Source organism: Streptomyces sp. SP18CS02 (genome assembly GCF_036322365.1).
Classification (GTDB): domain Bacteria; phylum Actinomycetota; class Actinomycetes; order Streptomycetales; family Streptomycetaceae; genus Streptomyces.
The window spans coordinates 253,034-279,110 of sequence record NZ_JAQYXC010000294.1 but is presented as its reverse complement, the minus strand read 5'-3'; the positions used below and the strand labels follow the sequence as shown (position 1 = coordinate 279,110).

Sequence of the window (26,077 nt, the reverse complement as noted above, 5' to 3'; positions counted from 1 at the left end):
CCGTCACGCCCTCGGGTAGCGGGCCAGCCAGCCGGGCGCCGAGACGGCCGGGCCGTGCAGGGCGGGCCCCTGGGTCATCTCCATGGCGAAGTCGTCGGCCAGCTCCAGGAGCGTGGACCGCCCTTCCAGTTCGGCCAGCCAGGCCGGGGGGAGGGCGGTCTCCCCGTGCAGGGCTCCGAGCATCGCGCCGGTCAGGGCACCGGTCACCTCGGAGGGGCCGTCGTGGTTGACGGCCAGACGCAGCCCGTGCCGGACGTCCTCGCCGACGAGGGTGCAGTACACGGCGATGGCCAGGGCGTCCTCGGCGGCCTCGCCGTCGGTGTCGCCGAGGGAGGCGATACGGGCCGGGCTCGGTATGCCCTGCCGTACGGCTCCGAGGGCGTGCTTCAGGGCGTCCGTGACGGGCTGGTGGCCGGGGCGGGAGGCCAGCTGGGCGAGCGCCCGCTGGACCGATCCGTCGACGGACTCCCCCCGCGCCAGGCCGTGGACGATGACCGCGAAGGCGCCCGCCGACAGATAGGCGGTGGGGTGGCCGTGCGTCTGGGCCGCGCACTCGACGGCGAGCTGGCACACCAGCTGCGGCTCCCAGCCGACGAGCAGCCCGAAGGGGGCGGACCGCACCACGGCGCCCGCGTCCCGGGCGATCGGGTTCTTCGGCTGGGCGAGCGTGCCCATGGTCTCGTCGCCGAGACCGGTCAGGCTGGCCCTGGCCGGGTCGCGGCGGGCGTACAGCCACTCCTCGTTGGCGAGCCAGCCGTTGTCCTTGCGCCGCTCGTCGGGGCCCCAGTCGCGCTGGGTGGCGGCCCAGCGCAGATGGGCGCGGTGGACGTCGGTGGGCGGGTGCCAGGCGCCGGTGTCCCGCCGGACCTGGGCGCGTATCAGGCCGTCGACGGTGAAGAGCGTGAGCTGGGTGGCGGAGGTGATGGCGCCCCGGCGGCCGTAGGCGGGCACGGGGTCGGCCGGCCCCTCCGCCCCGTGCGCCTCCCGGATCGCCTCGACGGACAGGTCGCGGACGCCGGCGCCCAGCGCGTCGCCCAGGGCGCCGCCGAGCAGGCATCCGCGCACCCGGGACCGGAAGTCCTGCTGCTCGGACCGGCCCCAGACAGCCGCCGCTGCGTTCACCGTGCGCCCCTCCCGTCCCCTGTCACGTACGTCCGGCGCAGCACTGTAATCGACGGGGTCTGGTGCATCCGGGCCCGGAACGTTATGTACGCGGACGCCCTCCGAGACTGTTTTGAGCGGTCTTCACGGTTCACGTGCGGGAGCCCCGCGCGCCGCGCACCCGGTGCAGCAACGGCTCCAGCCGGTGCGGGTCCGCGCCCGGGCACCGCAGCAGTTCGGCCAGCGCGTCCTCGGCGAACGCGAGCTGGTCCCAGGTGGGCCTCCCGTCGAGGAGGTCCCGCAGCCGGGCGTCGGCCGCCCGCAGGTCGCCGAGGGCGCAGGCGGCGACCAGCCGGTCCTCGGGGTCCTTGGCGAGCCGTTCCACCTCCCGCCACCGTTCGACGGCCTCGGGCGCGGACCCGCCCGCCGCCCGGCTGACCGCCATGGCGAGCGGGAAGACGCCGGACTCGCGGTCGAACGACACCAGTCGTTCGGCGTCGCGCAGGGCCTGGTCGAGCCGTCCCGCCTGGCGGTGGGCCCTGCTCCGCAGCTGGAGGGCGGCCGCGCGGTCGTCCTCGCCGTCCTGCGCGTACGTGCCGAGTTCCGCGAGCGCCTCGTCGGGGCGGCCGCGGTAGAGGTGGATCAACGCTCGTTCCCGGGAGGCCCAGGTGACCCCGTGGCCGAGCTCCACGCACCGGTCGGCGTCCGCGAGGGCGGCGGACAGCCGGCCGGCCGTCCGGTTCATCCAGGCGCGCTGCAGATACGCCCAGCCCGCCGAGGGGTCCGCCTCGATCGCGCGGTCCAGCTCCCTGCGGGCCTCCCGCGGCCGGCCGGCGTCGTGATAGGCGACCGCGAGGGGCGAGATGGTCCAGGGCCTGCCCGGCTCGCTGCGGGCGGCGCGTTCGAGGTCGGCCAGCCGGCCCTCGGTGTCGCCCCGCTCCCGCAGGATCTCCGAACGCCGGAACAGCGCCCACACATAGCCGGGCCGCAGTTCCAGCGCCCGCCCCAGGTCCGCCAGCGCCTCGTCGGTGCGGCCCAGGGCCTGCCGGGCCATGGCCCGGCTGCCGTAGGCCCAGGCGTACTCCGGGTCGAGCGCGAGCGCCCGGTCGTACTCCGCGACGGCCTCCTCGTACCGTCCGGCGCTCCGGTACGCCTCGCCGCGCTCGCCGACGATCCACGGGTCGTCCGGGTTGAGTTCCTCGGCACGGTCGAGGTCCGCCAGCGCCCGCCGGGTGTCGCCCGTGCCGCGCAGCACATGGGCCCGGCGGATCAGCGCCCACCAGTAGTCCGGCTCGATGTCGAGCGCGAGGTTCACGTCCGCCAGGGCCTCCCGGGTGCGGCCCAGCGTCTCGTGGGCGGCGGCCCGGCTGGCCAGGGCCATCGCGTCGGCGGGGTCGAGGGCGATCGCGCGGTCCAGTTCACGGACCGCCTCCTCGGCGCGCCCCGCCCTGCGGTACGTCTCGCCCCGTTCACGGGCGATCCGTGCCGTGCCCGGGTGGAGTTCCTCGGCGCGGGCGAGGTCCGCCAGGGCGTCGTCCCAGGCGCCGGTGTGCCGGTGGGTGATGCCCCGGTCGAAGTGGCCGCGCCAGCCGTCGGGGTCCAGGGCCAGCACCCGCTCGCAGTCGGCGAACGACTCGTCGTACCGTTCGGCGGCCCGGTGGTGGAACGAGCGGGCGGTGAGTGCCCGCACCCGGTCGTCGGTGTCCAGCCCGCCCCTGGCCAGCAGTATGTCCAGGACCCGCACCGGCCCGTCCGCCTCGTCGGCGAGGGCTTCCAGGCAGTCGGTGCCCCAGCGGAGCACGGCGTCCGATCCGGTGTCCGTGCCGGCCGCCGCCAGGGTGCGCGCCCAGCGGCGGGCGACGGCCGTGCCCTCGTGGCAGGCGTCCACCCCGTCCCGCAGGGCGGCGGCCAGCGCGGTGCGGGGCTCGGCGCACAGCAGGTGGTACAGCTCCTCGTCGCGCGCCTCGCGCCAGTGCGCGTCCTTCCACAGCTCGTCCGGCTCCACCCCGCCGGCCGCCTGTTCGCGCCACCGCCCGAAGGCCTCGGCGAGCCGGGTGTGCCGCTCGCTCCAGCCGTGCGGCGAGGCGGCCCGCTGGAGGCGCAGCATCGGATCGCGTACGACGTCGTGGTAGCGGGCGTGGCCGTCCCGTTCGGAGACGAACGGCAGCGAGCGAAGCCAGCCGAAGAGCTCCACCGACGCGGTGCCGACGGTGCCGGCGGCGGCCGTGAAGACGTCCTCGTTGAAGCGGCGGGGCAGGGCGCAGGCCAGGGCGACGGCCCGCCGGCCCGGGTCGGGCTCCCATTTGAGGAAGCGGTCGACGGCGCTCGCCCCGGCCGCGTCGGCCTCGCCGGGGTTCTCGGCGAGGGTCGAGACGAGGACCGGCAGACCGCCCGAGAGCCGCAGCACGTCCTGGACGACCCGCTCGTCGACGATGCCCTTGGCGGTCAGCAGCTGCCGGGTCTCGGGTTCGGTGAACGGCTCCAGCGGCAGGTCCTCGATGAACGCGGCGGCGTGGTCGGACCAGCAGCCCGGGTCGAGGCGGTTCTGCCCGGCGAGGGTGAGGACGATGTTGGCGGGCAGCGCCCCGTACCGCTCGGTGGTGAGCAGGTCGCGCAGCCAGGTGTCGAGGAAGGGGCCGGTGCGCTCGTAGGTGTCGAAGAAGAGCGCCAGCCACGGCACCTCGCCGGCCACCCGGTCCAGCTCGGTGACGAGCACCGGGGTGAGCACCCGCACCGGGTCGAGGACCAGCTGTACGTCCTCCTGGTTGCGGAAGCGGGCGCTGAGGGCGGCGCGCAGCCGGTCGGCGCCGAGGGCGGCCCGGTCCGGGTCGACGGCCCCGGCGAACGCGCCGACCACCGGCAGCATGCCCGCGCCGATCAGCCCGGCCCGGGTGGCGGCCAGCGTGGCCGTGGAGGGGGCGGGCGCCTCCTGCGGGTCGGCGGAGGCCGCCGACGCCGCCTCCGCCTCGTACCGCCGCTGCCGGTAGGTGGCGAGCATCCGCTCCAGGATCTTGAAGGGGTGTCCCTGCCGTCCGAAGCGTTCGCTGATCGCCGCCATCGCCTCGGGGACGCTGTTGACGCCCTCGTCGACGTACGCGGTGAGGGCGCCGCGCTTGCGGGCGGTGTCCTGGAGCTCCCGGACGAGGGTGGACTTGCCCACCCCCGCGTTGCCGCGGACGTGGAAGACGAACCGGTGCCGTTCGTCCTCCGGGTCGGTGGCCAGGTTGTCGCGGTACAGGGCCAGTTCGTCGCGGCGCCCGACGAACCCGGCCCTGGCGCGGCCCTCGATCAGCTGCTGCATCGACGGCCGCGCCGCCCTCGTCCCCGATCCCGTCCCCGACCGCATGGTGGTCAGTCTTCCAGGGCTACTCCAGCACGGGCAGCAGTTCCGGCAGATGCCCGTCCGAGGCGGCCGCGGCCCGCATCCGCTCCTCGGCGACCTCCCCGTACAGCGTCGTGCGGGCCCGCGCGGGCCGGCCCGCCGCGTCGGCGATGGCGACGAGGTCCTTGACCGAGCGGTACGAGCCGTAACCCGACCCCGCCATACGGGAGATGGTCTCCTCCATGAGGGTGCCGCCGAGGTCGTTGGCGCCCGAGCGGAGCATCTCGGCCGCGCCCTCCGTGCCCAGCTTCACCCAGCTGGTCTGGATGTTGGGGATGTGGGGGTGGAGGAGGAGGCGGGCCATCGCGGTGACGGCCCGGTTGTCGCGGTCCGTGGGGCCGGGGCGGGCGATGCCCGCCAGATAGACGGGTGCGTTGGTGTGGATGAAGGGCAGCGTCACGAACTCGGTGAACCCGCCCGTCTCCTGCTGCACGGCGGCGAGCGTGCGGAGGTGGCCGAGCCAGTGCCGGGGCTGGTCCACATGCCCGTACATCATCGTGGACGACGAGCGGATGCCGAGCTCGTGCGCCGTTTTGATGACCTCGATCCAGGTGGAAGTGGGCAGCTTGCCCTTGGTCAGGACCCAGCGGACCTCGTCGTCGAGGATCTCCGCCGCCGTGCCGGGGATCGAGTCCAGCCCGGCCTCCTTGGCGGCGGTGAGCCACTCCCGTATCGAGAGCCCGGTGCGGGTGGCTCCGTTGACGACCTCCATCGGGGAGAAGGCGTGGACGTGCATGCCGGGCACGCGCTCCTTGACCGCGCGCGCGATGTCGAAGTACGCGGTGCCGGGAAGGTCCGGGTGGATGCCGCCCTGCATGCACACCTCGACCGCGCCCACGTCCCACGCCTGCTGGGCCCGGTCGGCGACCTGGTCCAGGGAGAGCGTGTAGGCGTCGGCGTCGGTGCGGCGCTGCGCGAAGGCGCAGAAACGGCAGCCGGTGTAACAGACGTTGGTGAAGTTGATGTTGCGCGTGACGATGTACGTGACGTCGTCGCCGACCGTGTCCCGGCGCAGGTCGTCGGCGATCCGGCACAGGGCGTCCAGGGCCGGTCCGTCCGCGTGCAGCAGGGCCAGCGCCTCGTCGTCGGTGAGCTTCTCCGGGTCGTCGGCGGCCTGCTTCAGCGCGGCCATGACGTCCGTGTCGATCCTGGACGGCACCATGCCGGGCGCGGCGGCCTCCCGCAGCGCCTCCCAGTCGCCGTACACCTCGTCGAAGTCGTCCCGCCGGTCGTGGGTGCGGCCCTCGGTGTCGATGGTGCGGTGCAGGTCGGTACGGCCGGAGGAGGCGCCGAACCCTTCGTCGGGCTCCTGCCAGGGCAGCCCCGCGGGCATCGCGCCCGGCCGGGCGAGCCCGGTCCGAGGGTCGGCCAGCGCGCGCACGTGCGGCAGCAGCCGGGGGTCCAGCCACGGCTCGCCCCGCTGGACGAACTCGGGGTAGACGCAGAGGCGTTCCTCCAGGCGGAAGCCGGCCTGCGCGGACCGCTCGGCGAGCTGGTCGATCTGCGGCCAGGGCCGCTCGGGATTCACATGGTCGGGCGTCAGGGGTGAGACGCCGCCCCAGTCGTCGATGCCCGCGCCGATCAGCCTGGCGTACTCGTCGTCCACCAGGTTCGGCGGGGCCTGGAGGCAGGCGGAGGGGCCCATGATGTGCCGGGCGACGGCCACGGTGGCGACGAGGTCGTCCAGTTCCGCGTCCGGCATGCCGCGCATCGCCGTGTCCGGCTTGGCGCGGAAGTTCTGGATGATCAGTTCCTGGATGCCGTGGTAGGAGCGGGAGACCCGGCGCAGCGCGAACAGCGAGTCGGCGCGCTCCTCGTACGTCTCGCCGATCCCGATGAGCAGTCCGCTGGTGAAGGGCACGGAGGAGCGTCCGGCGTCCTCCAGGACCCGCAGCCGCACGGCCGGCTCCTTGTCGGGCGAGCCATGGTGCGGCCCGCCCGGCTCGCTCCACAGCCGGGTCGCGGTGGTCTCCAGCATCATGCCCATGGAGGGGGCCACCGGCTTGAGGCGCTGGAAGTCGGTCCACGACATCACCCCGGGGTTGAGGTGGGGCAGCAGCCCGGTCTCCTCCAGGATGCGGATCGACATGGCGCGTACGTACGCGATGGTGTCGTCGTAGCCGTGCGCGTCGAGCCACTCGCGGGCCTCGGGCCAGCGGTCCTCGGGCTTGTCCCCGAGGGTGATCAGCGCTTCCTTGCAGCCCAGTTCGGCACCGCGCCGGGCGATGTCGAGGACCTCGTCGGGGGACATGAACATCCCGTGTCCCGCCCGCCGCAGCTTGCCGGGGACGGTGGCGAAGGTGCAGTAGTGGCACTTGTCGCGGCACAGCCGCGTGAGGGGGATGAAGACACTCTTCGAGTACGTGATGACGCCGGACCGTCCGGCGGCCGCCAGCCCCGCGTCGCGGACCCGTGCGGCCGAGGCGGTCAGGTCCCGCAGGTCGTCGCCGCGTGCCTGGAGCAGTACGGCGGCCTCGGCCACGTCCAGCGCCACCCCGTCGCGCGCGCGCCTGAGCGCGCGGCGCATGGCGTTCTCGGTCGGTCCGGTTCCCGTAGTGGTCATTCCCCGAGCATACGAGCGGGTCGGCCCGCTCATAGGTACTGGGCGTAGTCGTCGAGGACCCGCAGGACCCGCGCCTCGTCGGCGGGCGGGAGTTGCAGCACCGCCTCGGTGATCCCCAGGTCGGCGAAGTGGGCGAGCTTGCCCGGGGAGGGGTGCACGCCGTACGGGACGATGTGCAGCGCCTCGGGGTCGCGGCCCGCCTTCTCCCACACCCGGCGCAGCGCGGGCACCGACTCGGCCAGGCCGCCGCCGCCGACCGGGATCCAGCCGTCGGCGTGCTCGGCGATGCGGTCGAAGAGCCGGGGGCCGGCCGCGCCGCCGAACAGGGTGCGGGGCGCCCCGCCGTGCGGCTTGGGGTGGGCGAAGGAGGCCCGGACCGAGGCGGTCTCGCCGTCGTACGCGGTGGGTTCGCCGGCCCACAGGGCCCGCATCAGCGCCAGCCGGTCGTGGGTGCGCGCGCGCCGGGTCGCCCACTCGACCCCGTGGTCGGCGGCCTCCTCCTTGTTCCAGCCGTAGCCGACGCCGAAGGTGAAGCGTCCGCCCGAGACGTGGTCGAGGGTGGCGATCTGCTTGGCCAGGTCGATCGGGTCGTGCTGGGCGACCAGGGTGATCCCGGTGCCCAGTCCGAGCCGTTCGGTCACGGCGGCCGCCTGTCCGAGGGCGATGAAGGGGTCGAGGGTGCGGCCGTACTCGCGGGGCAGCTCGCCGCCCCCCGGATAGGGGCTGGTGCGTTCGGCGGGGATGTGGGTGTGCTCGGGCAGATACAGCCCGGCGTATCCGCGCTGCTCCAGCTCGCGCGCGAGCCGTACCGGGGTGATGGTCTCGTCCGTGAGGAAGATCGTGGTCGCGATGCGCATACGGGTCCTTCCGTGGTCGGCGTGCCGTGCGGTCCGACGGGCTCAACGTACGGGGTACGCCCGGTCATTCCTGGAGTGTCGGCCGGCATTCGCCTTCCGTTCCCGCCGGGTTGACGGCTGAATAGCAGAGTCGTGCGACAGTCACCGCAAAGACCGGGGAGTCACCAGCATGGGCGGAGTGATCGGCAGGCGCGGACTCGTCACGGCGGGAGCGGCGGCAGCGGCGGCGGTCCTGGCACCGGGCGGTGGCCTGAGCTTCGCGTCCGGCCCGCCCGGCGGTGCCCGCACGCAGGTGGCGCGGGGTGTCCTGCCACCCGGTTCACCCGACTACGTCTATCTTCCGGTGGACGTACCCCACGGGGTGCGCGAGATCCATGTGGCGTACGCGTACGAACGCCCCGCCGTGCCCGCCGGGACCCAGGGCAACGCCCTGGACATCGGCGTGTTCGACGAGCGGGGCATCGCCGCCGGGGGCCGGGCCGGTGCCGGGCACGGGTTCCGCGGCTGGTCGGGCGGTGCCCGCAGCGAGTTCTTCATCCGGTCCGACGCGGCGACACCCGGTTACCTGCCGGGGCCGGTACGGGCCGGGACCTGGCACATCGCGCTCGGTCCGTACACGGTCGCCCCGCAGGGGCTGGCGTACACGGTGACGGTGACGCTGCGGTTCGGGGCGAGCGGCCCGACGCCCGCGCCGGTGTACCCACCGGAGCGGGCCCGGGGGCGGGGGCGGGCCTGGTACCGGGGCGACTGCCATCTGCACTCGGTGCACTCGGACGGCCGGCGCACGCCCGCCGGGATCGCGGCCGCGGCGCGCGCCGCCGGGCTGGACTTCATCAACTCGTCGGAGCACAACACGCATGCGGCGCACGCCGCCTGGGAGGGCCTGTGGGGTGACGACCTGCTGATCCTCACCGGAGAGGAGGTGACCACGCGCACCGGTCACGTCGTGGCCCTCGGCACCGACCCCGGCACCTTCGTCGACTGGCGCTACCGGGCCCGCGACAACCGGTTCGCCCACCACGCCCGCGAGATCCGCCGCGCGGGCGGTCTGGTCGTCCCGGCGCACCCGCACGCCACCTGCGTCGGGTGCGCCTGGAGGTTCGGCTTCGCCGAGGCCGACGTGATCGAGGTGTGGAACGGGCCCTGGACACCGGAGGACGAGGTCGCGCTGGCCGACTGGGACAGCACGCTCACCGGCCGCCGGAACGACTGGATCCCCGCGATGGGCGGCAGCGACGCGCACCGCGAGCCGCAGCGGGTGGGCGAGCCGCAGACGGTGGTGCTGGCCGATGACCTGACCCGCGAGGCGATCCTGGACGGCCTGCGCGCGGGCCGCTCGTACGTCGCCGAGTCCTCGGCCGTCTCGGTGTCCTTCTCCGCGGCGGGCGGCCGCGGCGCGCTCGCGGGCATCGGCGAACGCCTGCGGGTGCCCCCGGACGCGCCGGTGACGGTCCGTCTGGAGGTGACCGGCGCACCGGGGTGCACGGCCCGGCTCGTCACCGACCAGGGGGTGCTGCACACGGCGGAACTGCCGGTGTCGGGCGCGGGCACGGTGGAGTGGGCGACCACGGCCGGGTACGCCGCCCATGTTCGGGCGGAGGTGCGGCACGCCCCGGCCGTCCCGGGGCTCCCGGGCGCCCTGGCGGCGTTCACGAACCCGGTGTTCCTGGGGGCGTGAGACGGGCCGGCCCGGGACCGCGAGGGGGGCGGCCCGATGGCGCGGGGCGGGGCCGGACGACGCCGGGAAGCGGGCCGGCCCGACGGCGCGGGGCGGGGCCGGCCGGCGCCGGACCCTTCGGGCGCCTGCCGGAAGCGGCCTTCGGGTGCCCGGGGCCGGGCCCGTAGGGTTGCGGCGGCACCCCGCAAGGACCAGAACCGTAAGGACCGCGCACATGCCCGCCCCCGACACCGGCCCCCGCTCGGTCGACCGCGCGCTGGAGATACTCGACGCCGTGGCGGACGCGCCCGGTCCCATCGGCGCGAAGGCCCTGGCCCGGAGGCTGGGCTGCTCGTTGTCGACGGTGTACCACCTGCTCGGGCCGTTGCTCGCGCGCGGCCATCTCGTCAGGGCCGGCGGCGGGTACGCCCCGGGCGGCCGCGTCATCGCCCTGCACCGCTCCTTCCAGCGGCACCAGGGCATGCGTCCGGGCATCGCCGAGCTGCTGCCCCGGCTGCGGCGGGCCACCGGCGCGGAGGCGTACTTCACCGCGTACCGCGACGGTCTGATCACCGTCGTCGACAGCACCGCCCCGGTCACCGGCACCGGCCACCCCTTCCTGCCCGGACCGGAGACGCGGGCGCACGCCACCGCACACGGCAAGGCGCTGCTCGCCGCGGTGCCCCGGGCGGTCCGCCGCCGGTATCTGGCCGACCACGGGATGGCACGGCTGACCGACCGTACGATCACCGGCGCCGAGCGCTTCGAGGCGGAGCTGGCCGTCGTGCGCGGGCAGGGCTTCGCGGTGTCGGTGGGCGAGGCGGATCCGGCGTACACCTGTCTGGCGGTGACGCTGCCGGACGGGGGGCCGGGCGGGGGCGGCGGCGCGGACGGTGTGGTGCACGCGCTGTCGGTGTCGCTGCCGACCCGGGACTTCCGCCGGCGCCAGGGGGAGCTCCGGGCGGCGGTGGCGCGGGCGGCCGGGCGGGTCTGAGCCGTCGGACGGGGTGCTCCGGTCGCGTGCCGGAGGCCCCGGCGCGGGCCGGCGGTTTCCGGCACCGCCGGAATCCGGGGTGGTCCGGGTGGCAGCGTCGGCCGGCCCGGTCCACGCTGGATTCCATGATCTTCATCGCCGTCAAGTTCACGGTCCGCCCCGAGTACAGCGACACCTGGCTCACCCTGGTCGACGACTTCACCCGGGCCACCCGCGCGGAGCCCGGCAACCTCTTCTACGAGTGGTCCCGCAGCGTCGACGACCCGAACGGGTTCGTGCTGCTGGAGGCGTTCGCCGACGCGGAGGCGGGCGCGGCGCATGTGGCGTCCGACCACTTCAGGGCCGGCATGGAGACGATGGCCGGCGCGATCGCCCGTACCCCGGAGATCATCAACGTCGAGGTGCCGGGCCAGGGCTGGAGCGCGATGGCCGAGCTGAGCCCCGCCTCCGACGGCTGAGGCGCGGGAGGCCGGGGCCCGCCGGTGCGGCGGGCGGACCCGTGAGGCCGGGGCCCGCCGGTGCGGCCGGCTGCCCGCTCAGTCGTTGACGGCGGTCAGCAGGACGGCGGCGTCGGTGACCGCCGTCAGTCCGTGGCGCTCGGGCGGGATCAGATACAGGGCACCCGCCGACAGCTCCACCTCCTCGGCGGCGAACGTCACCCTGACCGTCCCGCGCAGCACCTGGAGCGAGGCGGCGGGCGGTGCGTTGTGCTCGTCGAGCGAGACGCCCGCGACGAGCGCGATGACGGTCTGCCGCAGCGGCCGGGCCCGCAGCACCAGATTGGCGCTGCGGCCGTGCTCGGAGTCGCGGGCCGCGGCCAGATGCTCCCTGGCGATGACGTTGAGGTCATACATACGATCCACCTTGCCCCGTGGCGGGAACCCGCGCATCGGGAGCACCCGGGACGTGTCCGCGCGCCCCGGGTACGGTCCGCGTCAGTCCGCGACGACCAGCGCCGGGGTCTCCTTGGTGAGAACCTCGCCCCGGAAGAACGCCGGGCTGCGGCGCCGCATCACCATCATGATCACCACTCCGAGCAGCAGCAGCCCGACGCCGATGACGAAGACCGAGCCGACACCCAGGACGGCGGAGCCGCTGCCGTAGGCCGGGTCCCACATGTCGTACAGCGTCTTGCCGAAGACCGCCGCCAGCAGGACGCCGCCCAGCAGCGGGAAGACGCCCTTGAAGACGAGGTCGCGGGTGGAGCGCAGCAGCTCGTGGCGGAAGAACCAGGCGCAGGCGAAGGCGGTCAGCGCGTAGTAGAAGCAGATCATGAGGCCGAGCGCGTAGATGGTGTCGACCAGGACGTGCTCGCTGACCAGGGTCATGACCGTGTAGAAGACACCGGTCGCGACGCCGGCGACGACGGTGGCCCGGCCGGGGGTCTTGAAGCGCGGATGGACCCGGGCGTACGAGGCGGGCAGGGCCTCGTAGGCGGACATCGCCAGCACCGTGCGGGCCACCGGGATGAACGTCGTCTGGAGGCTGGCGGCGGCCGAGGCGAGGACGGCGACGAAGAGCAGGATGCCGAGGACCGGGCCCATGACGGGGCCCGCCAGGGCGGCGAAGACGTTGTCGGAGGTGTCCGGGTTGGCGAGGCCGAGACCCGACTCGCCGGAGCCGACGGCCATCTGCGCGGCGACGCCGGTGGCCAGGTAGGAGCCGACCAGCACGACCATCGCGATGAGGGCGGCGCGGCCGGGGGTCTTCTCGCTGCCGGTCGTCTCCTCGTTGGCGGTCAGGCAGGCGTCCCAGCCCCAGTACATGAAGATCGAGAGGGACAGGCCGGCCGTGAAGGCGGCGAAGGACTGGACGGCGAACGGGTTCAGCCACGACCAGGAGAAGTCGAGCGATCCGGCGATCGATCCGGCCTTGCCGAAGGCCATCGTCACGAAGATGGCGAGGACCACGAGCTGGAGGCCGACCAGCGCGTACTGCACGCCCTTGGTCGCGGTCATGCCGCGGTAGCTGATCGCCGTCGCGATGGCGATCAGGATCAGGCAGGTCACGATGTGGACGGCCTTGTTGTCGTCCAGGGCGGCGATCGACGCGTTGCCGCTCAGCTCGCCCGCGAGCAGCCAGAAGTAGGAGGTCGCCACGCCGGCGAGGTTGGAGAGCACGATGATCGTCGCGATCACCAGGCCCCAGCCGCACATCCACCCCACCCGGGGCCCGAACGCCTTGACCGTCCAGGTGAAGGACGTGCCGCAGTCGGGCATCGCCCGGTTCAGCTCCCGGTAGGCGAAGGCGACCAGGAGCATCGGGAGGAAACCGGCCAGGAAGACGGCCGGCATCTGGAGCCCGACCTCGCCCGCGGTGGAGCCCAGCGTCGAGGTGAGGCAGTAGACGGGGGCGACGGTCGAGATGCCGATGACCGCACTGCCCGTCAACCCGACGGAGTTCCCGCCGAGGCCCTTGCCGCGTACGCCACCGGTGTCGCCCGACGAGGTGACGCCCCTTACCGTGTCTCCGGCCTGGGGCCGCGCATCCAGCTGAGTCATGAACAGGACGTTAAGTGCTGCGGTTTCCACATCCGGAGGGTCGAAGTCCGCGATCTTTGCCTTGCTTTGCACGGCACGAATCCCGCCACGGCAAGGAAAGAAAGCCAGCCATCCGACCTTCCCGAACGATTGGTAGGCGCAATCCCCGGTCGTTCGATATGCGGGAACCGCAGCACTGTCCGATTTGACCGTTTTCAAAATTTCCCGTCGCGTTCTCGGGCCCGTCCGGACGACGGCCCGTAACCCGCCGTACGGGTACGAGGCGTACGCCCCGCCCTCCCGCCTCAGCCGAGCAGCGCGTACACGGTCGAGGCCCGCGCGGCCACCTCGGCCGAGCCCTCGGCCGCCATGGTCACCTCGGCGAACGCCATGCGCTTGCCCAGTTTGGTGATCCGCGCGTCGACCAGTACGTCCGCACCCACGACGGCCCGCTGGAAGGTGGTCGACTGCTGGACGGTGGTCATGGGCACGAAACCGCCACGGGCCGACGACACCGCGATGACGGTGGCCGTGTCGGCGGCGGCCATGAGCGCCTGCCCGGACAGTCCGCCTCCTTCCCGCGCCAGCTCCTCGGTCCACGGCAGGCGCAGTACGGCATGCGCCTCGCCCGCCTCCTCGACCGTCAGTCCCAGCGCGAGCACCCAGGGTGCGAAGTTGTCGGAGAGGATCTTGTCGGCCGCTGCGATGGTGAGGCTCATGCCCCGATGGTGCCGCCCGCCGGCCCGCGCGGACCAGAGGCGCGACACACGGTGGCCGCCGGGGGCGCCGGTGCGGCGGACCTCGGCATGTCGCGCACGGCAGGGGCGGGCCGGGGTGGGACCGTCGAGGGCCCGCCTCTGCCCCCCCTTCTTTGCGAGGACCGCGATGAGGAAGATCGTCGTGATGATGTCGGTGTCCCTCGACGGGTTCTTCGAGGGACCGGACCGCCGCATCGACTGGCACCTGGTCGACGACGAGCTGCACCGCCACTTCAACGAGGAGTGCGGGTCGATGGGCGCCTTCCTGGAAGGCCGCGTCACCCATGAACTCATGGCGGACTTCTGGCCGACGGCCGACTCGGACCCTTCGAGCACCGGGCCCATGGTCGAATTCGCCGCCATCTGGCGGGACATGCCGAAGATCGTGTTCTCCAGGACGCTGGAACGGGCGGACTGGAACACCACCATCAGGCGGACCGTCGACGTGGACGAGATCAACGCGCTCAAGGCGCAGCCGGGCGGAGATCTGGCACTGGGCGGCGCCGACCTCGCGGCGACGTTCAGGGAGCACGACCTGATCGACGAGTACCGCGTCTACGTCCACCCCGTCCTCATCGGCCGGGGCAACCCGCTGTTCCGCCCCTTCGACACCACGACCCCCCTCCGGCTCACCGGAACCCGGACCTTCGGCAACGGGGTGGTCCTGCTCAGGTACGGGCGGGGGGAGGACCCCACGGCGGGGTGACGGTCTCCTCTGGCGTCAGCTCGGCCCACACCACTTTCCCGGGCCCCTGGCGTTCGCACACGCCCCACTTGTCCGCGAGCACGTCGACCAGGGGGAGGCCCCGGCCACCGACGGCGTCCGCGTCCGGCAGCCCCATCTCCGGCCGGGACTCCGAGGCGTCGTGGACCTCGATGCGCAGACCGCCCGGCACTCGGCGGAAGCGGGTCTCCACCTGTCTCCCGGTCACCCGTGCGTGCCGGACCGCGTTCGTCAGCAGTTCCGACAGGACGAGCAGCGCCGCGTCCTCGATCGCCCCGAGGTTCCAGCCCGTCAACGCCGTACGCAGGGCTCGCCGGGCCGCCCCGACGCATCGCGGGTCGCAGGTCCATCGCCGTACCAGCTCGTCCGTGGACTGATCCATCAGCGCGCCACCAACCCGTACGCGAGGTCCGTTCCGCGCGGGGCCAGCCACAGCTGCCGCCGCGTCCGCCGGCTCCTCTCATGGGCCTCCAGGTAAGGGCGTACGAGTGCGCTGTCCTCACCCCTCAGCGCCGGGCCCCCCAGCGTCGCGCCGGTGGGCCCCACGGCGACGACGAGCACCGCCTCGCCCGCCGTGCGGCGACGCCGTCCCGACGGCGGGAGCAGTCGCCGCAACAGCGGTTCGAGGAGACGGGCGATAGGGTTCGGCATGTCGGCGCTCCTTGTAGGCGTTGGCCACGCCCCCGGACCGGTCGCGCGGTCGCGGGGGTTCTTCATGTGCGCAGTCGAAGGACCTGGGCGAGGGATGGGCGCTCACCCAGCGCTTGTGTCGCATCTACGCTCAGTAGGATGCAGTGCCGCGGGAGTCTCGGGCAACGTTGCCTAATAAATCCGTTGCCCAATACGACCGTTGCAGTGAAGGCCAGAACATTCGTCCGACATGGGAGCTGATATGACACCGGCGCGCTCTCCCGAGAAGCCCTCCACCGTGCTCGGACGCCAACTCGGTGACGAGCTGCGCCGCTTCAGGGAGTCATCGGGGCTGACCACTGCGGACGCGGCAGCTGTACTCGACTGCACCAAGGGGAAGATCAGCCGAATCGAGAACGGGCGCGTCCCGGTGAGAACACCGGACTTGCTGGCTCTTCTCCGGGCTTACGGCGTGGGACACGAAGGGGAGATGGCGGATCGCCTGACCGCCCTGGCCCGAGCGGCCAACCGTCGCCGCCGGACGGGCTGGTGGAATCAGTACGGCCCTGTACTCGCCGACACCTATCGCGATTACATCGCTCTTGAGGCGACGGCAGCGAGCATCCGGACCTTCCAAGGACAGCTCGTGCCCGGCCTCTTGCAGACAGCCGACTACGTCCGTGCTGTCACTGTGGCGTCGAAGGCGTGGCGGACCCCCGACGAGATCGAGCAGTTCGTGCAGGTCCGCTTGGCCCGGCAAAGCCGGCTCACGGCCAGTGAACCGCTCGGTGTCTGGGCGGTCATCGCCGAGGGAGTACTGCGACAACAGGTCGGCGGAGCCGCGGTCATGAGGGCACAGCTGGATCACCTGGCACGGATCACGGATCTGCCGAACGTCGAGATTCAGGTCCTGCCGTTCCAGCGAGGCGCTCACGCGAGTATGTTCGGGCCGTACTTGATACTCAGCTTTACGGAGACGGCAGCGCTGGATGTGGTGCTGGCAGACAACCCCACGGGGTCGATCTGGCTGGAGCAGGACCAGGAGGTTGCTCGCTATCGGGCCCTGTTCGACGATGCCCGAACGGCAGCGCTGTCGCCTGTGGAGTCCATCGCTTTGATCCGAAAGATCGCCAAGGAGCACAGAGAATGATCAGCTCGCGGCCCTGCCAGCCGGATCTGTCGGACGCGAAATGGCACAAGAGCACGTACAGCGGAGGCAACAACGAGTGCGTCGAAGTCGCCCGATTCGCTGAGGCTGCCGCCGTCCGTGACAGCAAGCACCCGGATGGCCCGGCCCTGGTCTTCTCCGGTGGGCGATGGAACGCGTTCCTCACCGGGATGAAGAGCACGCAGCCGCACTGGCGGGCCTGACGCCCACCCCGTCACCCCACCTCGTACCCCAGGGCCGTGGCGATCACCGCTGCCTGTTCCAGGTCGATCTTCGCGCCCGCCGCCCGCACCGTCCCGGGGTCCAGGGACGACAGGTCGCTGCCGCGCAGGTCCGCGCCCGTCAGGTCCGCGCCGCTGAGCAGGGCGTTTCCCAGGTCGCAGCCCGTGACGACGGCGCCCTCCAGGCGGGCGCCCGCGAGGTCGGCCTCGCGCAGACGGACGCCGTCGAAGACCACCTTGCGCAGATCGGCGCCCGGGAGGCCGGCGAAGGACCAGTCGCCGCCGTGGACCTCCAGGAGGGCGAAGGCCGACTGCTGGAACCGGCTGCCGACGACCTTGCACCGCTCGAAGCGGGCGTCGAAGAAGTTGCAGGTGCGGAACGTGCAGTTGGTGAAGGCCGCCCCGATGTGCCGTGACGCGTTGAACCGCACGCCGGAGAAGGTGCACCCGTCGAAGACGGCGCCCTCGTCGACGACCTCGGTCCAGTCCGTGTCGTAGAAGGTGTACCCGGTGTACGTGTCCCCGGCGCCCAGCTCCCGGCCGTACCAGTCCTCGCCCCGGACGACCCGCTCCCCGCCGGGGCCCGGGCCCCGGTCCGGGGAGGGTCCGGGGCCGGTCCGCTCGTGTCTGATCGCCATGCGTCGATTGAACACCCGGCCGCTGACAGTGGCCCCGGGACGCCGACCGGTGAGGGAAATGTCAGGATGGCAGCATGACGACCAAGGTTTACTTCGACATCAGCATCAACGACGAGCCCGCCGGGCGGATCAACTTCAACCTGTTCGACGACGTCGTTCCCAAGACGGCCGAGAACTTCCGCGCCCTCGCCACCGGCGAGAAGGGCTTCGGCTACGCGGGCTCCCCCTTCCACCGCGTCATCCCGCAGTTCATGCTCCAGGGCGGTGACTTCACCCGGGGCAACGGCACGGGCGGCAAGAGCATCTATGGCGAGAAGTTCGCCGACGAGAACTTCACGCTCAAGCACGACCGGCCCGGCCTGCTGTCGATGGCCAACGCCGGCCCGAACAGCAACGGCTCCCAGTTCTTCATCACCACGATCGTGACGGACTGGCTCGACGGCAAGCACGTCGTCTTCGGCGAGGTCGCCGACGAGGCCAGCATGGAGCTGGTCAAGAAGATCGAGTCCTACGGCAGCCGCAACGGCGCGACCAGTGCCAAGATCGTCGTGGCCGACTCCGGCGTCCTCTGACGGAACCCTCCTTCGCCCCCGGGCCTCGTGGTCCGGGGGCGGGCGGCCCCTCCGGTCCTCCCCCGCCTCCCCCGGCCCGGACCGCATCCGCCTCCCCACCTGGGCCGACTCCGCCGGGCCCCGCCCCGTCCGGCCCGGCCGCCCGCGCCGTTCCCCGGCCGGCCGGCCGCCGTACGCCCTCCGCCCGTCTGATCACCCGTCAACCGCAGAAGCGGCGGATCGTGGTCAGACCTTGTGCAGAGCGTCACCCACTGCTGACGCGTACGCCGCCGACAAGGCAGACTGTCGAGGGCGATACCAGCGGTACGGAGCAGGGGGAGCTATGGACCGTGAAGACGGGCCGCGAGTGCCGGAGCAGCGTGCTCCGCACGCCGCACCAGGCACCGATCTGCGCTTCGGCGTGCTCGGTCCGGTACGCGCCTGGCTCGACGGCGAAGCCCTGCCCTCCGGATCGCCGCAGCAGCGGGCGCTGCTGGCCGCGCTGCTGCTGCGCGACGGGCGCACGGCGACCGCCTCGGAGCTGATCGACGCCATCTGGGGCGAAGACCCGCCCTCGCAGGCCCTGGCGGCCGTGCGGACCTACGCCTCCAGGCTGCGCAAGGTGCTGCCGCCCGGGGTGCTGGTCAGCGAAGCCGGCGGGTACGCGATCCGGGGCCGGCCCGACGCCCTCGACCTGAACGTCGCCCAGGAGCTGGCCGCCGAGGCGGAGAAGGCGCGGGCCGGCGGGGACCGCCACCAGGCCCGGTTACTGATCAACAAGTCGCTGGGGCTGTGGGACGGCGAAGCGCTCGCCTCGCTCCAGGGCCCCTACGCCGAGTCGCAGCGCGCCCGTCTGGAGGAGTGGCGGCTCCAGCTCCTCGAAACGCGGCTCGACCTGGACCTGGAGGCCGGCTGCCACGCGGAGGCCGTGTCGGAGCTGACCGCGCTCACCGCCGCCCACCCGCTGCGCGAGCGGCTGCGCGAACTGCTGATGCTGGCGCTGTACCGCGGCGGACGCCAGGCCGAGGCCCTCGCCGTGTACGCCGATACGCGCCGGCTGCTCGCCGACGAGCTGGGCGTCGACCCGCGCCCCGAGCTCTCCCGGCTCCAGCAGCGCATCCTGCGGGCCGACGCCGATCTGGCCGGCCCGGTGGACGAACCGGCGCCCGCGCCCGCGGTGTCCCGGCCCGCGCAGCTGCCGGCCACCGTGCCGGACTTCACCGGCCGGGTCGCGTTCGTACGGGAGCTGGGCGACCGGCTGGCCACCGCCGAGGGCTCCGTCATGGCCGTGTCGGCGCTCGCGGGCATCGGCGGGGTCGGCAAGACGACGCTCGCCGTGCACGTCGCCCACGCCGCGCGGCCGCACTTCCCGGACGGCCAGCTCTATGTGGACCTCCAGGGGGCGGGGGCGCGGGCCACCGAGCCGGAGACGGTGCTCGGCGCGTTCCTGCGGGCGCTGGGCACGGCCGACGCGGCGATCCCCGACACCCTCGACGAGCGCGCGGCGCTGTACCGCTCGGCGCTGGCCGGGCGACGCGTCCTGGTCCTGCTGGACAACGCGCGGGACGCCGCCCAGGTACGGCCGCTGCTGCCGGGGACGGCGGGCTGCGCCGCGCTGGTGACCAGCCGCATCCGGATGGTCGACCTGGCGGGCGCGCACCTGGTGGACCTGGACGTGATGTCGCCGGACGAGGCGCTGCGGCTGTTCACCCGGATCGTCGGTTCGGAGCGGGTGTCGGCGGAGCGGGAGGCGGCCCTGGACGTGGTGGCCTCGTGCGGGTTCCTGCCGCTGGCCATCCGCATCGCCGCGTCCAGGCTGGCGTCCCGCCGTACGTGGACGGTCTCGGTGCTGGCGGCCAAGCTCGCCGACGAGCGGCGCCGGCTGGACGAGCTGCAGGCGGGCGACCTCGCGGTGAAGGCCACCTTCGAGCTGGGCTACGGCCAGCTGGAGCCCGCCCAGGCCCGGGCGTTCCGCCTGCTGGGTCTGGCGGACGGCCCGGACATCTCGCTGGCCGCGGCCGCCGCCGTACTGGACCTGCCGCCGCGCGACGCGGAGGACCTGCTGGAGTCTCTGGTCGACACCTCGCTGCTGGAGTCCGCCGCCCCGGGCCGCTACCGCTACCACGACCTGGTGCGCCTCTACGCGCGTGCCTGCGCCGAGCGCGACGAACAGCCGCCGGTGGAGCGGGAGCTGGCGCTGTCGCGCCTGCTGGACTTCTATCTCGCCTCGGCGGCCCGGGTGTACGCGATCGAGCGGCCGGGCGACCGTACGGTCGACCACCTGGAGCCGACCCGGCACGAGGGCCTGGCGTTCGCGAACCGGCACGAGGCGCTCGACTGGCTGTACGCCGAGGGGACGTGCCTGCTGGCGTGCGCCCGCCAGAGCACGTCGGACGGGCGCCTGCGCCGGGCCGTCGACCTGCTGTGGGCGTCCAAGGACCTGGCGGAGTCCGGTGCCAACTCGAAGCTGTACGAGGCGGTCGCCCGCGCGGCGCGCGACGCTGCGGCCGCTTCGGGCGACCGGCGCGCGGAGGGCCGGGCACGGACCGCGCTGACCAACGTCCACCTGTCGGGCGGGCGGTACAAGGAAGCGGACGACGAGGCCCGGCACGCGCGGGATCTGGCGGTCGCGGCCGAGGACATCGCCCCGATCTCCTGGGCGGACAACGACCGGGGCATCATCGCCCTGATGGAGGGCAGGCTCGACGACGCGGAGGAGCACCTGCTCAGGGCCCTGGAGTCCACCCGGGCCGACCGGAACCTGCCCGGCGAGGCCAACGTCCTGTGCAACCTCTCACGGGTGTACGTGCTCATGGGCCGGTCGCCGAGCACCGCCATCGACCTGGCCCGGCAGGGCATCGAGATCTACGACCGCATGGGACTGGCCCTGCGCCTGGCCAACGGCCGGTACGCGCTCGGGATCGCCCTGTCCAACGCCGGCCGGTCCACCGCGGCCCTCGCGGAGTTCGAGGAGGCCCTGCGCATATTCGGGAAGGACCGTCAGCGCCTCTGGGAGGGGACGACGCACTACCGGATCGCCGAGGCCCAGTTGCGGGTCGAGCGGCCGGCACAGGCGGCCCAGCACGCCGAACAGGCCCTGGCGCTGGGCTGCATCGGCGGTGACCGGATGCGGGGCAACGCCCTGACGGTGCTCGGCAAGGCCCTCGACTCGCTCCTCCAGGTGGACCGCGCACGGGCCTGCTGGCGCGAGGCGCTCGCCATCTACCAGCAGCTCGACGCCCCCGAAGCGGCCGAGGCGCAGCGCCTGTTGTCCACCGTGGCGACCACCTGAGGGCGTCCGCCGCGGTCTCGGCGGGCGCTCTCCCGCACGGCGTTCAGCATTCGTTTATGACGGTCGTGCACTCTCATTTCCAACGGTCCGTCGCGTCGGGGGGCACACGGGTCGCCAGGGGTTCACCGCTAAGGTGAACGGTCCCGAAGCGCCTGTTCGGCGACCCTCGGGGGAGTTGCCGAACAGGCGCACCGTCTACCGCCGTCAGCCGGCGAACAGGGGAGTTGACGATGAGCGACAAGAACGAAGAGATCACCACGATGGCGGACAACCACGCGCCCGCACCGCCCAAGGACTCCATCACCACGATGGCGGACAACCACGCACCCGTCCCGCCCAAGGACTCCATCACCACGTTGGCGGACAACCACGCGCCCGCACCGCCGAAGAACACCCTCACGACCATGGCGGACAACCACGCGCCCGTCCCGCCCACGACCATCTGAGACCCACACTCCGACGGGGTGCGGCCGCGGCGGCGCGGAGGGGGAGCCGCCGCGGCCGCTGTGTGCGTGGGCGACCACATCCCGGCCGAAGATCTGTCCGAAAACGGTCCCACCCTCGAACAGACGTTTTAGCTGCGGTTAGCTCGTCATCGAGCCAAGACCCACGTCAACGAGGAGATGGCATGTCTGCCACCAAGCGTTTTCTGGCCGGAACCTTCATAGCCGCGGCCCTCGCGGCGGGCACCGCGACTCCGGCACTCGCCGACAACCACGCTCCGGTGGCGCCCCAGGGCGACCGTCGCGCCCCGGTCCCGGTGATCCCGCTCGCCCCGCAGGCCGCCGCACACGTGCCGACGGCCCACAAGGGCGACAGCGCGACCCCGGTCACCCCGCAGAGCGACAACCACGCCCCGACGGCGCCCTGGAACTAGGGAGTGTCCGGACCGGTCCGGACCGGTCCGCCCGCGCACGGCACCGGCGGGTGGCACCGGTGCGGGTGCCGGTGTGCCGGTCCGGTGCGGGTGCCGGTCCGGTGCCGCGAGGGGCTCAGCCGGCGACGCGGCTCGCGCTGATGACTTCGCACTTCTTGTACTCGGAGCCGTTGCCGCTGCCGGTGTACGGCGTGGTCGCCTCGGCGGACTGCGAACCGGAGGCGGGCACCAGGACGTCGTCCGCCCGGGCGATGGCCAGGTCGGCGGCGGGACCGCCGGTCTCGCCCTTGAACTGCAGGCTCACGTCGTAGGTGTAGGCGAGCGAGTCGCTGTTGGTGATCGTGATCTTGGCGACCAGGTTCTTGCCCGTCGCGTCCATGGCGCACTCGTCGATACGGACGTCCCGCTCCGCCTTCTTGGCGCTGGAGCTGCCGCCCGGCAGGGAACCGCCGCTGGAACCGCCCGAGCTGGAGCTGCTGTCGTTGTCGTGGCCGGAGCCGGAGCTGCTGCTGTGGCCGCCGCCGCAGCTGCCGCCTCCGGAGCCCCGGGCACCGGTGAGCGCGACGAGCACGACGCCGAAGACGGCGACAGCGCGGACATGGCGAATCTTCATGTGGAACCCCCGTTGAACCCTTCCCGGGGAGACACCCCCGGGCCGCCGGCCGTAGGGCAGGCGGCATGACAGGCCCGTCAAGGCCGGCCGAAAGGCGATCAACTTGACGGGCGCACGTCACCCTAGCAGCGCCCGGGGACCGCTCCGCCCACGATCAGGACCTTGTCGATCACGTACGTTCAGGGGGTGCTTCTGGTGGCACGGGCCCTCCACCCGGCGTAGCGTCGGGGGCGAGAGCCGGATCCCGAGGGAGGCCGACGATGGTCCGTAACGTCCTCGGCGCGGTCCTCGCTCTCACCGGAGCGACGGCCGCCGTCCTCAGCCCTTTCCGTGCCTGGTACGACGGCCGTCTCGGTCGCCACTACCGCATCGCCGACCTGCTTGAGGGGATCACGGCCACCCGGGCGGAACTGTTCACCTCGCTGCTGCTGCCGTTCCTGTTCACCATGGTGATGACGCTGGCCGGTCTCCTGCTGCGGTCCCGGCTGCTGGTCGCACTCGCGGGGCTGCTGGTCCTGGGGTTCACCGTGGTGTGGATGGTGCGTCAGGGCCAGGCCGAGGGCAGTCTCACCGTGGGCTCCGGCGGTTCCGGCCTGGGCCCGGGCGTCGCGCTCGCGGCGGCGGGCGGTGTGCTCCTGCTGCTCGCGTCGGCGCTGATGACCGGCCACCCCCGGCGGGGGCCCGAGCGGCACGGCCGCCGCGGCGAACCCGACCGGGCGCGCGACGGGTACCAGGGATACGACGGTTACGAGGGCTACGGGCCGTACCCGGGCGCGGACGACACCCGGTACGCCGGGTACCGCCCGGAACAGGACGACGGGTACCGCCGCGACCCGCGGTACGGGCCGCCGGGCGACGGCCACGGACACCGTCCGGCGCCGGACGACCCTTGGGGACCCGACCGGCCGTACCACCCGGACCAGCCGCACCGCACCGACCCGTCGTACCGCCCGGACGATCCGCGGGACCGGCCCGGCACGGACGAGAGGCGCTAGGCCGTGTCCTCGAAGTCCCGTCTGGCCGGCGGCCCTAGCGCGCCGGTCCGCCCCGGCCCGTGGCCGTGCCCTTCACCGCGTCCAGCGCGTACACGCAGCGGTCCTTGCTGCACGCGTACACGACGCCCGCCCGGGCCACCAGCGAGCCGGTGATCTCGCCTCCCGTGGTGAGCTTCCAGCGCAGCTGACCGCCGCTCGCGTCCAGCGTGTAGAGGACGTGGTCCGCCGAACCGAAGTGCAGGCGGCCCTCGGCGACGACGGGCGAGCCGATGATTCCGCCGCCCGCCGCGAAGCGCCACTTCGGCGTACCCGTGACCGCGTCCAGCGTGTAGACGGCGCTGCCGCTGCCGACGTGGATGTTGCCGTCCGCCACGAGCACGGGCTCGATGGACTGGCGGGACTCGGTGGCGATGCGCCAGCGGTCCTTGCCGGTCGCCGCGTCCAGCGCGTACACGGTGCCCAGGTAGTCGGCGAGGTAGACCCCGCCGCCCGTGACCGCCGGGCCGGGGGCGAAGGCGGGCGGCGAGAGGAAGACCGCCGGGGCCTCGAAGTGCCAGCGGACATGGCCGGACACGATGTCGATCGACAGGACCCGGGTGCCCGCGGAGACGTACACATAGCCGTCCTCCGCCGGGGTGACCCGCATCGGCACGCCGCCGCACGACGCCGCGTCGCCGATCGGGTACGACCAGCGCTCGGTGCCCGTACGCGCGTCCAGCGCGCGCAGACGGGCGTCCTGCCACACGTACACGGTGTCACCGTGGACGGCGGGGCCGGCCTCCGGCGTCTCGAAGTCGGTCTGGGCCCCGGTGATCTCCCAGAGCTTCGCGCCGTTGGACGCCTCCCAGCCCTGCACTCCACCGCCGCGCGTACCGGTCACGACGGTGCCCCGGTCCACCTTGAGGGAGTAGACCCACGCGTCGGTCCCCAGCCGCCACCGCTCGCTGCCGTCCAGCGCGTCGAGCGCGTACAGCGACGGGCCGTCGGAGCCGTGGATACGGCCGCCGGCCACCGCCATGGACCAGGCGACGTCCCGCGTCTTGAACTGGCGCCGCCCGCTGGCCACGTCCAGGGCGTGGACCTCGAAGGACGTGACGTACAGCAGATCACCGGAGACGACGGGCGTGCCCCACACGTCGTTGGACATGCGGAACCGCCACGGGCGCCAGTGGCCCGGGCCCGGCGCGGCGGCCGTCGCGCCGCCGTCCGGGGAGGGGCCGGGGGCGGGCAGGGGCGGGCCGGAGGGGGCGGGTTCGACGCTGTTCGGGCCGCCGGCGGGCGGGCGGATCCACCCGGTCGTGGCACCCGCGTCCGCCACGATCGCGCTGCGGGTGTCGGCGACCCGGGGGCCGGGGCCGATCGGCACCGGGGCGCCGGGCAGCCGTACGGGCGAGCCGGGGGCGGGTGCCGACACGGGCGGCGCCTGTCCGGTGCGCGGGTCGCCGCCGGGGCGCCAGGCGGCGTCCCAGTCACGACCGGAGCGCGGCGAGGAGAAGCCGGGCGCGGGGGTCGGCGGGCCGACGGGCGGGCCCGGCGGGTTCGCGGGCGGCGAGGGCAGGGCCACCGGGGGCGGCGGCGGGTTCGGGCGGCCGCCCCGGCGGTGCTCGATCATCGCGGTGGCGCTGTGCGGCAGCCAGGCGGACGCCGTGCCGCTGTCGTCGCTGCCGGAGAACAGGTGGGGCGCGAGCTGTGCCTGGAGGTCGGCGGGCGTGGGCCGCAGCGAGGCGTCCATCTGCATGCACGAGTCGATGAGCGGCCGCAGCTCATCGGGCAGCCCCTCCAGGTCCGGGCCCTCGCGCAGGAGCATGAAGACGGTCTCCACGGGGTTCGCCCCGTGGAAGGGGGCGTGCCCGGTGGCGGCGAAGACCAGCGTGGAACCCAGCGAGAAGACATCGCTGGCACCGGTCACGCTGCGCGAGTCCCTGGCCTGCTCGGGCGACATGTAGGCGGGGGTGCCGACGGCGACGTTGGTCATGGTCAGCCGGGTGTTCGAGACCCCTGAGGCGATGCCGAAGTCGATGACGCGCGGCCCGTCCTCGACGACCAGCACGTTCGACGGTTTGAGGTCGCGGTGGACGAGGCCGGCGCCGTGGATGGACTGGAGGGCCTCCGCGACGCCCGCCGCCAGCCAGCGCACCGCCTGGGCCGGCATCGGCCCGCACTCATTCACTATCTCTTCGAGGGAGGGAGCCGGAACGTACGCGGTGGCCAGCCACGGCACCGCCGCCCGCGGATCGGCGTCCACCACGGCAGCCGTGTAGAAACCGGACACCGCCCTGGCCGCCTCGACCTCCCGCGTGAAGCGGACGCGGAACAGCTGGTCCTCGGCGAGCTCGGTCCGTACCGTCTTGATAGCCACGCGCCGCCCCGACGCCGACCTCGCGAGATAGACCAGGCCCATGCCTCCGGCACCGAGCCGGCCCAGCACCTCGAACGGGCCGATCCGCCGTGGGTCGTGCTGCGTCAGCTGCTCCACTTGCCTGCCACCTCCCCGTCGGGGCCATGAGAGTACGGCCCCGTGCCCCCTGATTCTTCCTGTCCGGGGCGGTGGTGGCGAACCCGGGGGCGGATCGGGG

At 73.3% G+C, this 26,077-nt stretch carries 23 protein-coding genes; 11 read left to right on the top strand and 12 right to left on the bottom strand.

All coding sequences use genetic code 11. The features are described from left to right. Positions 1-3: 3 nt before the first annotated feature. From PUR26_RS25605 to PUR26_RS25590, 4 genes are all read right to left on the bottom strand, one after another. Complete coding sequence (locus tag PUR26_RS25605) at positions 4-1,122, bottom strand: ADP-ribosylglycohydrolase family protein (RefSeq protein WP_329875468.1); 1,119 nt, start codon at positions 1,120-1,122, stop codon at positions 4-6. Between the two features lie 130 nt (positions 1,123-1,252). Next, a complete protein-coding gene (locus PUR26_RS25600; protein WP_329875466.1) occupies positions 1,253-4,447 on the bottom strand; it encodes a tetratricopeptide repeat protein in 3,195 nt (1,064 codons plus the stop codon). A 19-nt stretch (positions 4,448-4,466) separates the two neighbouring features. Continuing rightward, positions 4,467-7,046, bottom strand: coding sequence for a bifunctional FO biosynthesis protein CofGH (locus PUR26_RS25595; RefSeq protein WP_329875464.1), 2,580 nt, complete (start codon positions 7,044-7,046; stop codon positions 4,467-4,469). 29 nt (positions 7,047-7,075) lie between these two features. Continuing rightward, positions 7,076-7,903, bottom strand: a complete 828-nt coding sequence (locus tag PUR26_RS25590) for an LLM class F420-dependent oxidoreductase (RefSeq protein ID WP_329875462.1) — start codon at positions 7,901-7,903, stop codon at positions 7,076-7,078. A 169-nt stretch (positions 7,904-8,072) separates the two neighbouring features. Here PUR26_RS25590 and PUR26_RS25585 point away from each other — a divergent pair, with 169 nt between their 5' ends. The 3 genes from PUR26_RS25585 (at position 8,073) to PUR26_RS25575 (ending at position 11,012) form a co-directional block, all read left to right on the top strand. Continuing rightward, positions 8,073-9,581: a CehA/McbA family metallohydrolase gene (locus PUR26_RS25585; protein WP_329875460.1), complete on the top strand. Its 1,509-nt coding sequence runs from the start codon at positions 8,073-8,075 to the stop codon at positions 9,579-9,581. 214 nt (positions 9,582-9,795) lie between these two features. Next, on the top strand, positions 9,796-10,554 hold the full coding sequence (locus tag PUR26_RS25580) for an IclR family transcriptional regulator (RefSeq protein ID WP_329875458.1): 759 nt from the start codon (positions 9,796-9,798) through the stop codon (positions 10,552-10,554). A gap of 125 nt (positions 10,555-10,679) precedes the next feature. Next, positions 10,680-11,012, top strand: coding sequence for a putative quinol monooxygenase (locus tag PUR26_RS25575; RefSeq protein ID WP_329875456.1), 333 nt, complete (start codon positions 10,680-10,682; stop codon positions 11,010-11,012). Positions 11,013-11,090: 78 nt separating this feature from the next. Here PUR26_RS25575 and PUR26_RS25570 read toward each other — a convergent pair whose 3' ends face one another. The 3 genes from PUR26_RS25570 to PUR26_RS25560 all read right to left on the bottom strand — a co-directional run bounded on the left by PUR26_RS25570 (position 11,091) and on the right by PUR26_RS25560 (position 13,753). Further along, positions 11,091-11,408 (bottom strand): cupin, encoded by a 318-nt coding sequence (locus PUR26_RS25570; protein WP_329875454.1) that lies wholly within the window; start codon positions 11,406-11,408, stop codon positions 11,091-11,093. A gap of 81 nt (positions 11,409-11,489) precedes the next feature. After that, positions 11,490-13,055, bottom strand: coding sequence for an APC family permease (locus PUR26_RS25565; RefSeq protein WP_329875452.1), 1,566 nt, complete (start codon positions 13,053-13,055; stop codon positions 11,490-11,492). Between the two features lie 284 nt (positions 13,056-13,339). Continuing rightward, the gene (locus PUR26_RS25560) at positions 13,340-13,753 is read right to left on the bottom strand and encodes a PaaI family thioesterase (RefSeq protein WP_329875450.1); all 414 of its coding nucleotides are present in this window, start codon (positions 13,751-13,753) and stop codon (positions 13,340-13,342) included. Positions 13,754-13,919: 166 nt separating this feature from the next. Here PUR26_RS25560 and PUR26_RS25555 point away from each other — a divergent pair, with 166 nt between their 5' ends. After that, positions 13,920-14,498 (top strand): dihydrofolate reductase family protein, encoded by a 579-nt coding sequence (locus tag PUR26_RS25555; protein WP_329875448.1) that lies wholly within the window; start codon positions 13,920-13,922, stop codon positions 14,496-14,498. Here PUR26_RS25555 and PUR26_RS25550 read toward each other — a convergent pair. Then, on the bottom strand, positions 14,461-14,898 hold the full coding sequence (locus tag PUR26_RS25550) for an ATP-binding protein (protein WP_329875446.1): 438 nt from the start codon (positions 14,896-14,898) through the stop codon (positions 14,461-14,463). The two genes, PUR26_RS25555 and PUR26_RS25550, sit on opposite strands and share 38 nt — an antisense overlap. Continuing rightward, entirely contained in the window at positions 14,898-15,167 is a 270-nt protein-coding gene (locus PUR26_RS25545; protein WP_329875444.1) for a hypothetical protein, read from the bottom strand. Before PUR26_RS25545 ends, PUR26_RS25550 begins: the two co-directional genes overlap by 1 nt. A gap of 229 nt (positions 15,168-15,396) precedes the next feature. On the opposite strand from PUR26_RS25545, the gene PUR26_RS25540 reads away from it, so the two are divergent. After that, positions 15,397-16,296, top strand: a complete 900-nt coding sequence (locus tag PUR26_RS25540; RefSeq protein ID WP_329875442.1) for a helix-turn-helix domain-containing protein — start codon at positions 15,397-15,399, stop codon at positions 16,294-16,296. Continuing rightward, positions 16,293-16,517, top strand: a complete 225-nt coding sequence (locus tag PUR26_RS25535; protein ID WP_329875440.1) for a DUF397 domain-containing protein — start codon at positions 16,293-16,295, stop codon at positions 16,515-16,517. Before PUR26_RS25540 ends, PUR26_RS25535 begins: the two co-directional genes overlap by 4 nt. An 11-nt stretch (positions 16,518-16,528) precedes the next feature. Here the strand turns inward: PUR26_RS25535 and PUR26_RS25530 are convergent, their stop codons facing one another. Continuing rightward, positions 16,529-17,173 (bottom strand): pentapeptide repeat-containing protein, encoded by a 645-nt coding sequence (locus PUR26_RS25530; RefSeq protein WP_329875438.1) that lies wholly within the window; start codon positions 17,171-17,173, stop codon positions 16,529-16,531. A gap of 74 nt (positions 17,174-17,247) precedes the next feature. Here PUR26_RS25530 and PUR26_RS25525 point away from each other — a divergent pair, with 74 nt between their 5' ends. The 4 genes from PUR26_RS25525 (at position 17,248) to PUR26_RS25510 (ending at position 21,893) form a co-directional block, all read left to right on the top strand. After that, on the top strand, positions 17,248-17,745 hold the full coding sequence (locus PUR26_RS25525; protein WP_329875436.1) for a peptidylprolyl isomerase: 498 nt from the start codon (positions 17,248-17,250) through the stop codon (positions 17,743-17,745). Between the two features lie 322 nt (positions 17,746-18,067). Next, positions 18,068-21,016 carry an AfsR/SARP family transcriptional regulator gene (locus tag PUR26_RS25520; RefSeq protein WP_329875434.1) on the top strand — a complete coding sequence of 983 codons (2,949 nt, stop codon included), beginning with the start codon at positions 18,068-18,070 and terminating at the stop codon, positions 21,014-21,016. 230 nt (positions 21,017-21,246) lie between these two features. Further along, a complete protein-coding gene (locus tag PUR26_RS25515; RefSeq protein ID WP_329875432.1) occupies positions 21,247-21,462 on the top strand; it encodes a hypothetical protein in 216 nt (71 codons plus the stop codon). 182 nt (positions 21,463-21,644) lie between these two features. After that, complete coding sequence (locus PUR26_RS25510; protein WP_329875430.1) at positions 21,645-21,893, top strand: hypothetical protein; 249 nt, start codon at positions 21,645-21,647, stop codon at positions 21,891-21,893. Between the two features lie 115 nt (positions 21,894-22,008). On the opposite strand, the gene PUR26_RS25505 is transcribed toward PUR26_RS25510, so the two are convergent. Further along, positions 22,009-22,506, bottom strand: a complete 498-nt coding sequence (locus PUR26_RS25505; RefSeq protein ID WP_329875428.1) for a hypothetical protein — start codon at positions 22,504-22,506, stop codon at positions 22,009-22,011. Positions 22,507-22,766: 260 nt separating this feature from the next. On the opposite strand from PUR26_RS25505, the gene PUR26_RS25500 reads away from it, so the two are divergent. After that, the gene (locus tag PUR26_RS25500) at positions 22,767-23,501 is read left to right on the top strand and encodes a hypothetical protein (RefSeq protein WP_329875426.1); all 735 of its coding nucleotides are present in this window, start codon (positions 22,767-22,769) and stop codon (positions 23,499-23,501) included. Positions 23,502-23,535: 34 nt separating this feature from the next. Here PUR26_RS25500 and PUR26_RS25495 read toward each other — a convergent pair whose 3' ends face one another. After that, positions 23,536-25,977, bottom strand: coding sequence for a serine/threonine-protein kinase (locus PUR26_RS25495; protein ID WP_329875425.1), 2,442 nt, complete (start codon positions 25,975-25,977; stop codon positions 23,536-23,538). Positions 25,978-26,077 lie beyond the last annotated feature (100 nt).